Origin of the sequence: Kitasatospora sp. NPDC087314 (genome assembly GCF_044744365.1) — a bacterium.
Classification (GTDB): domain Bacteria; phylum Actinomycetota; class Actinomycetes; order Streptomycetales; family Streptomycetaceae; genus Kitasatospora.
On the sequence record NZ_JBIUYE010000003.1, the window covers coordinates 592,925 to 604,909 of the forward strand.

Annotated in this window: 11 protein-coding genes, 1 tRNA gene and 1 riboswitch; of the genes, 8 read left to right on the forward strand and 4 right to left on the reverse strand. The window is 73.4% G+C overall.

What is annotated here, in order from left to right; genetic code table 11:
- The first annotated feature begins 11 nt into the window (after window positions 1–11).
- Window positions 12–170: riboswitch (cyclic di-AMP (ydaO/yuaA leader) on the forward strand.
- Between the two features lie 12 nt (window positions 171–182).
- Window positions 183–1,016, forward strand: a complete 834-nt coding sequence (locus tag ACIO5E_RS09235) for a M23 family metallopeptidase (RefSeq protein ID WP_400665291.1) — start codon at window positions 183–185, stop codon at window positions 1,014–1,016.
- 80 nt (window positions 1,017–1,096) lie between these two features.
- Here the strand turns inward: ACIO5E_RS09235 and ACIO5E_RS09240 are convergent, their stop codons facing one another.
- Window positions 1,097–1,969 carry a hypothetical protein gene (locus ACIO5E_RS09240; protein WP_400665293.1) on the reverse strand — a complete coding sequence of 291 codons (873 nt, stop codon included), beginning with the start codon at window positions 1,967–1,969 and terminating at the stop codon, window positions 1,097–1,099.
- A 42-nt stretch (window positions 1,970–2,011) separates the two neighbouring features.
- On the opposite strand from ACIO5E_RS09240, the gene ACIO5E_RS09245 reads away from it, so the two are divergent.
- The 4 genes from ACIO5E_RS09245 (at window position 2,012) to ACIO5E_RS09260 (ending at window position 4,827) form a co-directional block, all read left to right on the forward strand.
- Window positions 2,012–2,584 carry a GNAT family N-acetyltransferase gene (locus ACIO5E_RS09245; RefSeq protein ID WP_400665296.1) on the forward strand — a complete coding sequence of 191 codons (573 nt, stop codon included), beginning with the start codon at window positions 2,012–2,014 and terminating at the stop codon, window positions 2,582–2,584.
- Window positions 2,585–2,724: 140 nt separating this feature from the next.
- The gene (locus tag ACIO5E_RS09250; RefSeq protein ID WP_400665298.1) at window positions 2,725–3,465 is read left to right on the forward strand and encodes a sensor domain-containing protein; all 741 of its coding nucleotides are present in this window, start codon (window positions 2,725–2,727) and stop codon (window positions 3,463–3,465) included.
- Between the two features lie 126 nt (window positions 3,466–3,591).
- A complete protein-coding gene (locus tag ACIO5E_RS09255) occupies window positions 3,592–4,344 on the forward strand; it encodes a hypothetical protein (RefSeq protein WP_400665300.1) in 753 nt (250 codons plus the stop codon).
- A gap of 36 nt (window positions 4,345–4,380) precedes the next feature.
- Window positions 4,381–4,827, forward strand: coding sequence for a GNAT family N-acetyltransferase (locus tag ACIO5E_RS09260; protein WP_400665302.1), 447 nt, complete (start codon window positions 4,381–4,383; stop codon window positions 4,825–4,827).
- Here the strand turns inward: ACIO5E_RS09260 and ACIO5E_RS09265 are convergent.
- Window positions 4,824–6,002, reverse strand: coding sequence for a hypothetical protein (locus tag ACIO5E_RS09265; protein ID WP_400665304.1), 1,179 nt, complete (start codon window positions 6,000–6,002; stop codon window positions 4,824–4,826). The genes ACIO5E_RS09260 and ACIO5E_RS09265 overlap by 4 nt on opposite strands.
- Before the next feature lie 343 nt (window positions 6,003–6,345).
- Here ACIO5E_RS09265 and ACIO5E_RS09270 point away from each other — a divergent pair, with 343 nt between their 5' ends.
- The 3 genes from ACIO5E_RS09270 to ACIO5E_RS09280 all read left to right on the forward strand — a co-directional run bounded on the left by ACIO5E_RS09270 (window position 6,346) and on the right by ACIO5E_RS09280 (window position 10,079).
- Window positions 6,346–7,551, forward strand: a complete 1,206-nt coding sequence (locus ACIO5E_RS09270; RefSeq protein WP_400665306.1) for a cytochrome P450 — start codon at window positions 6,346–6,348, stop codon at window positions 7,549–7,551.
- Window positions 7,552–7,882: 331 nt separating this feature from the next.
- Window positions 7,883–8,938, forward strand: a complete 1,056-nt coding sequence (locus ACIO5E_RS09275) for a type III polyketide synthase (protein ID WP_400665308.1) — start codon at window positions 7,883–7,885, stop codon at window positions 8,936–8,938.
- Window positions 8,939–9,191: 253 nt separating this feature from the next.
- Window positions 9,192–10,079: a DUF1259 domain-containing protein gene (locus ACIO5E_RS09280; RefSeq protein WP_400665310.1), complete on the forward strand. Its 888-nt coding sequence runs from the start codon at window positions 9,192–9,194 to the stop codon at window positions 10,077–10,079.
- Between the two features lie 468 nt (window positions 10,080–10,547).
- On the opposite strand, the gene ACIO5E_RS09285 is transcribed toward ACIO5E_RS09280, so the two are convergent.
- Both ACIO5E_RS09285 and ACIO5E_RS09290 read right to left on the reverse strand, forming a co-directional pair.
- A tRNA-Met gene (locus ACIO5E_RS09285) sits at window positions 10,548–10,621 on the reverse strand.
- A 50-nt stretch (window positions 10,622–10,671) separates the two neighbouring features.
- Window positions 10,672–11,973, reverse strand: coding sequence for a PrsW family intramembrane metalloprotease (locus ACIO5E_RS09290; protein ID WP_400665312.1), 1,302 nt, complete (start codon window positions 11,971–11,973; stop codon window positions 10,672–10,674).
- Window positions 11,974–11,985: the final 12 nt, after the last annotated feature.

Below are 11,985 nucleotides of genomic sequence, written 5' to 3' on the forward strand. Positions count from 1 at the left end.
CCAGACGGCACCGTGCGCCGTCGCCTAATCCCGCCGGCCGGCCTCCGGGCAGGTCAGAGAGCCGGGGAACCACGTTCCTTGGGGTGAATCGGCAGGGCTCCGGCCCGGCCGTAGGAGACCTTCCTGCTCCGAACCCGTCAGCTAACCCGGTAGGCGCGAAGGAAGGAAAGGAGCGCGCCTCCGTGGCGTCGACGCACACCCCGGCACACCCGGCCGGCCCCGCAGCCGGTACCCAGCTCCTCGACCACCCCGGCCCGGACAGCCCCGAACACTCCGGCCCGGACGTCGAGACCAACCGGCACCGGATGCCGCGTCAGACCCGTGGGGCCTCCCCGCTGCTCGGCGTCACCGCCGTCGCCGCGACCCTTGGCGCCACCGGCTTCGCCTCCGCCACCCCGGCTGCCGCCCCCGCCATCGAGGCCCCGGACGAGACCCCGGTCGCGCTCTCCGCCGACCCCGGCCTCGCGCTCGCCGCCCGCATCCAGCAGCAGGCCGACAGCCAGCGCACCGCCGCCGAGGAGGGCGCCCGCGTGCAGGCCGCGAAGGAGGCGGAGGCCAAGGCCGCCGCCAAGGAGGCCGAGGCCAAGCGGGTCGCCGACGAGGCCGAGCGGGCCAAGGCCGCCGCCCTCACCCTGCCGGTGCGCGACTACAACCTCTCCGCCCACTACGGCCAGAGCGCCCGCTACTGGGCCCACCTGCACACCGGCCTGGACTTCGCCGCCGACACCGGCACCCCCGTCTACGCGGTCGGCCAGGGCACCATCACCTCGGCCGGCTGGTCCGGCTCGTACGGCTACCGGATCGTCGAGACGCTGCCCGACGGCACCGAGATCTGGTACTGCCACCTCTCCTCGATCATCAAGGGCTCCGGCAAGGTCGGCTCCGGCCAGCAGATCGGCAAGGTCGGTGCGACCGGCAACGTGACCGGCCCGCACCTGCACCTGGAGGTCCGCCCCGGCGGCGGCGCCCCGGTCGACCCGGAGACCTGGCTCCAGCAGCGCGGCCTCAACCCCTGACGCACCCGCGAAGCCCCGGCCGCACACCGCGCGGCCGGGGCTCCGTCACCTCACGCCCGGGCGCGCCGCGTCCGCCCGCGTCACTCCTGCGCCAGCCCCGCCAGGTACGCGTCGATCTCCTCCTGCCCTGGCTCCGGCGCGAGGTCCGGGAACTCCGTCACCAGCAGCCGCGGCAGCCCGGGCACCGTCCACTCCCCGTACAGGTCGAGCGCCGCCTCCGCCGCCGCGTCCTCGAACTCCCCGAAGTCCCCGGCGAGTTCGTCCGGCATCGGCCGGCCCAGTGCGGTCAGCTCGGCCAGGTTGCGGTAGCTGCGCCGCATCAGGCCCTGCTCCAGCAGCCGGCGCGCGCCATCGGTGGCCATGCCGACCGACAACACCCGGGCCGGGCCCCAGCCCTGCTCGTCCACCTCGTCCAGCCAGCCGGCCTGCCCCAGCGCGGCGAACGCGGCCAGCCGCTCGTCCTGCGTCAGCTCCCGGAATCCGGCCAGCCAGGCCCGGACCCCGGCCTCGTCCGCGACGTCCACCCCGTGCGCGTGCAGCAGCAGCGCGTACAGCCGGGGCCAGGTCACCAGGTCGGCGCGGCGCAGCAGCCCGGCCGCGACCTCGCCCTGCCACTCGGCCTCGGCGTGCAGCCGCTCCTGGCGCTTGGCGTTGAGGCGCTTGGCCGCCCGCTGGTGGTCGACCAGCAGCCGCACGGCGGCGCCGTACGCCAGCGGGTCCGCCTCCGGCTCGGGTTGGACGTACAGGTAGAGCCGCTCGTACAGCAGGTGTTCCATCGCGGTCGAGGTCAGTTCGGGCCAGCCGTCGTGCATCCTGCCCTCGCCCAGCTCCAGCAGGGCCAGCACCGCGCGCAGCGGCGCCTCGGCCACCGGGGCGCGGTCCTGCGCCGCCGCCCAGGCGAGCAGGTCGGCGGCCCTGGTGAGCGGGGCGAGTCGCAGGTCTTCGTCGTTCATAGCTCGAACGGTAGCCGCTGGTCGGGGGTAGGGTCGGCTGCCATGGTCCCCGTCCGACTCACCGGCCCCCGCCTGGCCATCCGCGAGTACCACCACACCCCCGGTGACGTGGACGCGCTGTACGCGCTGTTCGGCGACCCGGAGGTCACCCGGTACCTCCCCTTCGATCCGCGCGACCGCGAGACCTGCGCCGACCAGATCGAGCTCTACCTGGAGGAGGCGATGGCGCCGGAGCGGGACACCTACCGGCTCGCCGTCACCCGGCTCGCCGACGCCGAGGACCCGGCGGACGCCGCGCCGATCGCCCACGCCTCCCTCACCCTCGGCGGGTACCGCTCCGCCCACCTCGGCTACGTGCTGGACCGCGAGGTCTGGGGCCGCGGCTACGCGGGCGAGATCGCCGGGCTGCTCTGCGACCTCGCCTTCGGCCCCCTCGGGCTGCACCGGCTGGCCGCCCGGGTCGACGTGGACAACGCGGCCTCCACCAAGGTGCTCACCCGGCTCGGGTTCCAGTGGGAGGGGCGGGTCCGGCACGACCTGTGCAAGGGCGGCGTCTGGTCCGACTCCCACCTGTACTCGCTGCTCGCCGACGAGTGGCCCGGCGCGGACGGCTGACGACCCGCCCGAGGCGGACCCGGGACCGGCCCGGGGGTTAACCCCACCCCTGATCCGCCAGGCCTCCGGATCCTCCCCGGCTCGCCGTCCGGCCAGACTGGGAGCATCAGCCACCGAGAACGAGGGACCGAGGCCGGGACATGATCAGCAGCCGAAGCACGCTGGACCGCGAGTGGGACGTCCTCGGCGGTTACGGCGACGACCAGCGCTCCACCCGGGCCCACCGGACCGAGCAGCCGCCGGCCGTCTGGCGGGCGCCGTTCTCCGCCCTCTACTACCGCGAGATCGGCTACACGCTCACCGGTCTGCCGGTGGCGATCGTCGGCTTCGCCCTCGCGACCACCCTGTTCTGCCTGGGGATCGGCACCTTCGTCACCGTCCTCGGCGTGCCCGTGCTGGCCGCCCTGACCTCCGCCGCCCGCGGCATGGGCCGGCTGGAGCGTGCCCGGGCCCGCGGCATGCTGGCGCTGGACGTGCCCGGCCCGGCGCCGGTGCGCCGGGTCCGCCAGGGCGCCTGGGGGGCGGTCACCGCGCGTCTGGCGGACGCGGCCGGGTGGAAGGCCGTGCTGTACCAGGTGGTGATGCTCCCGTGGGCGATCTTCAGCTTCGCCCTGTCGCTGGTGTTCCTGGTGCTCGGCTGGGCGATGGCGCTGTACCCGCTCTACCACTGGGTGTTCCCGACCTTCACGCCCTGGCGCGGGTACCGGCTCTTCGACTTCTACGACAGCGACCACGTCCGGCACGTCTACTACGTCGAGGGGGCCTGGCAGATCGCCGCGTTCTCGCTGACCGGGATCCTGCTCGTGCTCTTCACCGCGCAGCTGGTCCGGGGCCTGACCAACGTGAACCGGGCCGCCGCCCGTGGCCTGCTCGGCCGCTGAACCCGCTGAACCCGCTGAACCCGAAGGCCTCACCGGCCCCACCGGCCCCACCGGCCCCGCCGGCTCCGCCCGCGCCCCGGACGTACTCCGGATGCGGGCGGGGCCGGCCCGTGTTCGGATGGCCGGGTGGTCGCCGTACACACCCCCGCCGACCCGAGCGCCGTGGGCCGGGACATCCTGGTCACCTCCCGTCCACTGGACGAGTACTGCGCCCTGTTCGACCTCACCCGCTCCCAACTCGCCGCGCTGCCAGGGCCGTTGCTGGACTGTCCGGGCGGCGCGGCCGGCCTGGCCGCCGAGGCGCGCCAACTCGGCTGCCGGGTCATAGCCGCCGACCCGGCGTACGCGCTCCCCGCGCCCGAGGTCGCGGTCCACGCGCTGGCCGCCCGGGCGTCGATGGCCGCCGCGCTGGCCGCCCGCCCGCACCTGTACCCGACGCCGCGCCCCTGCCGGTCGGACCGCTACCTGCGCAGCTGGGACCGCGCCCGCCGCCTGTTCGCCGCCGACTCGGCCGCGCACCCCCAGCAGTACGTGGCCGCCGCGCTGCCCCGACTGCCGTTCGCGGACGGCGCCTTCGCGCTCACCCTGAGCGGCTACCTGATCTTCGCCTACCCCGAAGTGTTCGGCCCCGAGAGGCAGTTGGAAGCCCTGCTGGAACTGGTCCGGGTCACCTCCCCGGACGGCGAGGTCCGCGTCCAGCCGCTGCACGACGGCCGTGGCCGCCGCTGCGGCCACCTCGACCCACTGCGGTACGCGCTCGGCGAGCGCTGTGTCACCAGCGAGATCCGCCGCTTCCCCCGCCCCGAGGACGGCCGCACCCGCTGCGTCCTGGTCCTGCGGGCAGCCGATCGCCGACGTCGGGACACCCTCGGAATGTAATGGCTGCTGGGGCATTTCACCCCTATACTCGAACGCATGATCGAGACGACTGTCGGGCGCGCCCGAGCGGCCGACGCCGACCGGCTCACCGCGCTGATCCAGGCCTCCACCACCTACCACGGTGACTACGCGGCGATGATCGACGGCTACCGGGTCACCCCCGAGTACATCGCCCGGCACGAGGTGTCCCTGGCCTCGGACCCGGCCACCGGCGACCTGCTCGGCTTCTACGCCCTGATCCGCGAACCGGCCGAACTCGACCTGATGTTCGTCGCCGACCCGGCCCAGGGGCGAGGCGTCGGGCAGCAGCTGATCGCGCACATGCTGGAGCGCGCCCGCGAGGCCGGCATCACCACCGTCAAGGTGGTCTCCCACCCGCCCGCCGAGCGCTTCTACCTGCGGATGGGCGCCGAGCGCGTCGGCACCTTCCCCGCCCGGGCCCGGATCACCTGGGACCGGCCCGAACTGCGCTTCACCGTCTAGCCGTTCGCCACCGGAGGCGCCGCCGAAGGCGTCTCCACCGGGGGCTTCTCCGTCGGAGGCACCGCCACCGGGGGCGTCTGCGCGGTGGCCGTCCCCGCAGGGTCCGGCGCCGTCGACTGCACCGGAACGAAGGCCGTCGCCTCCAGCCGGGACAGTATCTTCTCCGCCAGCCAGCTGCGGTCCGACCCGTACGGGATCCCCTCCGGCAGCATCAACTGCCTGGCCACGGCCTCCCGCAGCCGCTGCGCCTCGGCGCCGGGCAGCCGGGAGAGCAGACCCCGGGCGGCCAGCAGCGCGTGGTACTGCTCGAAGCCGGAGCGCGGCCGCTCGATCGCGTCCAGCACGCTCGGCAGGTCGGCCAGCGACGGGTCGCCCTGCATCAGCGCGAGCGCCTGGATCCGCCGGCCCTCGGAGCCGTCCGCGTAGAGTGCCCGCACCTGGTCGGCGTTCAGCGCCGAGCGGCGCGCGGTCGAGCGGACCTCGGCCACCACACCGTCCGGCCCGGACGACGGCGAGGACGCGGGCGGCAGCTGCGCGGCCAGCGCGCCCGGCTGCTCCGCGCTGCCGCCCAGCAGCCCGAGGTGCTGCATCGCCCGGACCCGCAGGTCGTCGGCGCCCACCTTGTCGCCCCGCCGGTCGCGGTCCTGCCCGGCGAGGAAGAGGTCCAGCGCCTGGTCGGCGTCGTTCAGCACCTGCGGCAGCGCGAGCCGGGTCACCAGCCAGCCGGCCAGGAAGCCGAAGACCAGGAAGTACAGCACCAGCGCCGCCGCGAACGGCACCGCGGGGCCCTCCCCGCCGAGCGCGGGCGCCAGCGCCGTACCGAGCTGGTGCAGCCGCTGGCCGAGCGAGCCCAGCTGGGTCAGCCCGACGCCCAGCAGCACCTTGGTCAGCCAGTCCGACACCTGCTCCAGGTTGGTGTTCGGCGCGTACGAGCCCTGCGGCTCCTCGGCACCACCGCGCACCCGGGGCACCCCGAACAGGAAGCCGAGCGCGCCGCCGAGCACCGCCGCGGCCCCGGCCACCACCAGCCCGCCGCCGAGCGCCTGCCAGGCCTGCTCCTGGCCGAGCGAGAACAGCAGCAGCCCGAGCAGGCCCGTCCCGGCCAGCACCCCGGCCGCAGCCCACTGCGCCGTCCGCTGCGCCGCCGTGCCGCCCCGCCGCCGCGCCTTCGCCATCGCCTACCCCCTGTGCCCGCACCGCTCCGCTCCGGAACCCGCGCCGACTCTAGCGCCGCGCTCCCACCACGGGAACGACTCGGGGCGGGCCCGGGTACGACGAGGAAGACGACGAAACCGGCGGAGAGCGCGGCGGGAGAACGCGGGCCGCTCCTCCGCGTCGGCCCTGCCCCGACCCGACCGGCCTCGCGCCGATGGGCGCACGCCCGTCGCCGGCACTGATCAGCACGGATGAATTACCGGTGGTCCCGGACCGCCTCCGGTATGTGCGGCCGACCGATCGGGTACCGCTGCCTCGTCCGTCTGCCAATCCGGCCCGCACAGCCCAGACCCGGAGGTCCACATGTCCACCGGCTCCAGCGCACGGAACTGCCCATTCGACTTCGCCGAGGCCCTCGAGTTCGACCCGACGCTCCGGCAGCTCATGAACGAAGCACCGGTCAGCCGCATCCGCCTCCCCTACGGCGAGGGGGAGGCCTGGCTCGTCACGGGGTACGACGACGTGCGCACCGTGACCACCGACCGGCGTTTCAGCCGGCACGCCATCGTCGGCCGGGACTTCCCGCGCATGACTCCCGAGCCGATCGTCCAGGCCGAGGCGATCAACGTCATGGACCCGCCTGCCAGCAGCCGCCTGCGCAGCCTGGTGTCCAAGGGCTTCACGCCCGACCGCATCGAGCGGATGCGGGACCGTACCCAGCACGTGGTGAACGAGCTGCTGGACCGCATGCGGGACCAGGGGCCCCAGGCCGACGTCATGGAGCACCTGGCCCACCCGCTCCCGCTGATCACGATCTGCGAGGTCCTGGAGATCCCCGAGGCCGATCGCGCACAGCTGCGCGCCCACGCCCGGACGATGATGGACGTCAGCCTGGACAACAAGCCGAACGCGGTGCAGGCCAAGGCCGACCTGCGGGCGTACTTCGCCCGGCTGACGGCCGAGCGGCGCAGGAACCCCGGCGAGGACCTGATCAGCGCACTGGCCACGGCCCGTGACGGCGACCAGGTCCTCGACGAGAAGGAACTGACCGTGATGGCCATGGTCCTCCTGATCACCGGCCAGGACACCACGACCTACCAGCTCGGCAACCTCTCGTACACCATCCTCACGCGGCCCGACGCGCTGGCCGTACTGCGCGAGCAGCCCGAGAGCCTCCCTCAGGTGATCCAGGAGATGCTCCGCTTCATCCCCTTCCGCAAGGGCGTCGGCATCCCCCGGGTGGCCCTTGAGGACGTGGAGTTGAGCGGGGTGATGATCCCGGCGGGGGACATCGTGCACGTCTCCTACCTGACCGCCAACCGGGACGGTGACAAGTTCGACCGGCCCGACGAGCTGGACCTGGCGCGGACCAGCCCGTCCCACATGACCTTCGGCTGGGGTGCGCACCACTGCCTCGGCGCGCCGCTCGCCATCACCGAGCTCGAAGTCGCCCTCGGGACACTGCTGGAGCGTTTCCCCGGGATCGCCCTGGCGAAGCCCGCCGCGGAAGTGCAGTGGAACACCACGTCGATCTGGCGCTATCCGCTCGCGCTGCCGGTCACCTGGTGACGGTGTTCCGCACGAGCGGATGACCAGGCTGCTGGTCGAGATGCCGGTCGGCCCGCACACCTCGGGGTGTGCGGGCCGACGTGCGTGATCGACCCGCCTCCCGTAGATTGAGTTGGCGTGGCCCGAACCGGCTCGCGGCCGGCGCCACTGCCCGCACGGCGAGCATCCGATCCTCAAACTGCCGGCCCGTCTGATCCTCCGGTGAGTCCCATTCGGTGACCCCCCGTCGCGCCACCTCCGCGCGTCCGGCCGGCAGCGGCTGCCGCCGAGTGGTGAATTCCCCGCCCCTTCCGGGTCGCACTGGGAACACCGCCCGTCAGGAGGAACCCCCATGGCAGTTCTGTGCAAACCGGCAATAGCCGTACCCGAGCACGTCATCACCAACGAGGAGACCCTCGACCTGGCTCGCATGCTTCACCACAACCACCCGCAGATCGACCTGGCATTACGTCTGATCAAGAACACCGGGGTGCAGAAGCGGCATCTGATCCAACCCATCGAGGCGGTGCTGGAACACCCCGGGCTGGACGCCCGCAGTGCCGTCTACGAGGCGGAGTCCAAGGCCCGCGTTCCGGCCGTGGTGTCCAAGGCCCTCGAAAACGCCGAAGTGGAGCCGTCGCAGATCGACTTGATCGTGTACGTGTCGTGCACCGGCTTCATGATGCCGTCGCTCACGGCGTGGCTGATCAACAAGATGGGCTTCCGGTCGGACACCCGGCAGCTGCCGATCGCCCAACTGGGCTGTGCGGCCGGCGGCGCGGCGGTGAACCGGGCCCACGACTTCTGCCTGGCCTACCCCGACGCCAACGTGCTGATCGTGGCCTGCGAGTTCTGCTCCCTCTGCTACCAGCCCACCGACCTGGGCGTGGGGTCGCTGCTGTCCAACGGCCTGTTCGGCGACGGGATCGCCGCCGCGGTGGTCCGGGGCGAGGGCGGCACCGGGATCCGGTTGGAGCGCAACAGCTCGTACCTCATCCCGAACACCGAGGACTGGATCTCCTACGCGGTCCGCTCCACCGGTTTCCACTTCCAACTGGACAAACGGGTGCCGGGGACGATGGAGCCCCTCAGCCCGGCTCTGCGCGCGCTGGCGGAGCAACACCAGTGGAACGTGGGCAAGCTGGACTTCTACATCGTCCACGCCGGCGGTCCGCGAATCCTGGACGACCTGAGCCACTTCCTGGAGGTGCCGCCCGTGGCGTTCCGCTTCAGCCGGGCCACCCTCACCGAGTACGGCAACATCGCCAGTGCGGTGGTGCTCGACGCCCTGGCCCGGATGTTCGACGAGCAGTCCGTGCTCGACGGCCACCACGGGCTGCTGGCCGGGTTCGGCCCGGGGATCACCGCCGAGATGTCCCTGGGGACCTGGGCGTCCCCCGAATCCTGACCCCGGGCCGCCGCCTCCCCGTGCCGCGGCCTCCCCCGATCGGCCGATCCGGACGGGAGAGGGCAGGGCTTCCGTGGTTGCATCGAGCTCTGGAGGTGATCCTGTGGAGACCGAGGACGGGACCCCGGGGAACCGCGCTCTGCCCGCCATAGCGCGGAGGCCCTTGCTGGCGGCGGCCGGTCTGATGTCGGTGTTGGCCGGCCTGGGAGCGGATTCCGCTACCGGGCGGGCCACCGCCCGTCATCCCGGCGCTATGGCGCACGGCGCCATGGAGCCCGGCACCATGGAGCCGGTCAAGCCGGTGCACACCACCGAGGACCACTGGGGCGACATCGTGCGCGCCCTCGGTCGGCCGGGCAACCTCATCCGCGGGACCTACCACCACACGCCCTTCCCGCGACACGACCTGAGCGTGCTCTGTCGCGGTGTCGCCGTCACCCCGGGGCTCGCGCTCGGCTCGCACGTCTCCTTCGTCCGCTACGACGACGGCAGCACGCTGATGATGGGCGATCTGGTGATGACCGAGGACGAACTTCCGGCGATGACCGACGCGTTCCAGGCCCATGGGATCGCCCAGACCGCCATCCACAAGCACCTGCCGTCGCACGAGCCCAACGTCTGGTGGACCCATGTCTGCGCCCACGGCCCCGACGCCGTGCAACTGGCCCGCGGGCTGCGGAGCGCGCTCGACCGCACCGGCACGCCGCCGCCGGCGCAGGGGCCTCGGCCGCAACAACCCCTCGATCTGGACACCGCCGGCATCGACGCCGCGCTGGGCGCCAAGGGCGCGGGCAGTGGCGAGGTCTATACCTGCCTCTTCGCCCGTCGCGAGACCATCATCGACGAGGGGCACGTCCTGCCGGCCGGCCTGGGCGCGACCTCGGCCTTCAACTTCCAACCGCTCGGCGGGGGGCGGGCCGCACTCAGCGGAGACCTCGCCATGATCGCCACCGAGGTCCAGGACGTGCTCGCGGCGCTGCGGCGGGGCGGCATCGAACTCGTCGAACTCCACAACCACGGTCTGACGGACGAACCGCGCCTCTTCTTCACCCACGTCTGGGCCGTGGGCGACGCCGTGGACCTGGCCAAGGCGGCCCGTCCCGCGGTCGCCGCCACCAATGCCGCGCCGGTCGCCGCGTGATCCGGCCGGCGGCCGGAACGAATCCTCCGGCGAAACCACGGGGGACATGCCGAACCCCCGGGGCCTCGCGTTGAGGGTGTCCCGGGGGCACGACAACTTCTGCGCGTTCCCGTCCGCAGGGCTACGACTAGGCCGTGAGCTCCACGGAGGCGCGCCCGAGCGAGTCAGACGCGCACGCGCGCGCAGTTGCGTTGGTACTCAACTCAGGATCACCTCCTTTCGATGTGTCTCCACGATAGGCAGCCGGTCGGACGGAGGGCAACGGATTATCGGCGGCCGCCGTTCAGGCCGCCGGTCGGGCCGCTATTCGGGCTGCTGCTCGGGCGATCGTCCAGGCCGCCGGTCGGGCCGTCGCGAGCTGGTCCTCGAGTCGGCGGCGCCGCGCTCGGAGTCGCCCGTGCCGGTCCCGGTGTCGGGGGAACGCGAAGGGCCCGGAGGACGAATCCTCCGGGCCCTTCGGCTACTGAGTAGCGGGGACAGGATTTGAACCTGCGACCTCTGGGTTATGAGCCCAGCGAGCTACCGAGCTGCTCCACCCCGCGTCGGTGAACACAACAATACGGGGAAGTCGCCGAGATGGGAAATCGGTTCTTCAGGCCACCACGGCGGAGCGCTCGGCGGCCCGTCTCCCGCGCCGGGTGGCGTGCCGGACGGACCGGGTTCTGGCCCAGGCGGCGAAGCAGACCAGCGCGGCGAAGCAGGGCACCATCAGCGCCCCGTAGACGACCAGGAAGCCGTCCGTGCCCAGGTCGGCGGCGGCGTTCCAGGTGCCGTGCAGCGCCATCGCCAGCAGCAGCCCGGTCGGCGCGGCCAGCCGGGCCAGCCAGCGCCGCCCGGTGGTCAGGGCGACGGCCAGGCCGATCCCGGTGAGCGCGGTGAACAGCGGGTGCGCGAAGGGGGAGAGCAGGGCGCGCAGCACGAAGGTCTGCACGGTGCTGTCGAAGTCGCGCAGGCTGGGCGGATCGCCGAGGCCGATGCTGTCCAGCCGCTGCCGCTGGTCGCTGGTGAACGCCCGGCCCAGGTAGAGGGCGTTCTCGGTGAAGGCGAAGCCGCAGGCGGTCATCCCGCCGAGCACCACGCCGGCGGTCAGGGTGCGCGGCCGGGAGCGGCGGTGCGGGCCGCCGCCGGACGGCGGGGCCGGGCACAGGTACGGCAGTGGGCGCAGGTACGGGCGCAACCGCAGCCGGCCACGGGCGTGCGGACCGGTCGGCCGGCGGGCGTACGTCCGGGGGCGGCGGGGGGTCGGGAGCCGGCGCAGCAGCGGTGCGCAGGGGCGGCCGGTGCGGCGGCCGTGGCAGCGCAGCCGCTGGCCGAGCGGCAGCAGCAGCACCAGCAGGGCGGTGGCCTTGGCGGTCTCCTCGATCACCGGGGTGGCGATGCCGGCGCCCAGCACTTCGCCGAGCGGGCCCTGGTGCGAGGTCAGGTAGCTGGCGGTCCAGTTGTTGGCGACGATGGCGACGGTGGTGGCCGCGCAGGCGCCCCAGCCGAGGCAGAACACGGTGTGCCGCAGTGGCACCCGGGCGGTCAGGTTGAGCCAGGCCAGGGCGCCGAGCACGAACGGCAGCGGCACCATCGCCAGGCCGATGCCGACCAGCAGCCCGACGGTGCCGGTCTGCCGCTGCACCAGGCGCAGGATCAGCACCCCGCAGCCGGCCAGGGTCAGCACGGCGGTGGCGGTGACCGAGGAGACCGCCACCGAGCGGCCGGGTCGGGCCGGCGCCGCGGTCGGAGCCGGCGGTGGTGACGCGACGCCAGGCCAGGGCACGAGGCGGTGGACCCGGCGCCTCCGGGGCCCCGGGATGGTCCGGGTGTCGCCGGTGCGCGGGACCGTCTCCGGTACGTCAGCGGCGGCCTGGACGGTGGCCCGGGACCCGCCGCCGGCCGGGCTGCCCATGCGGCACAGGGT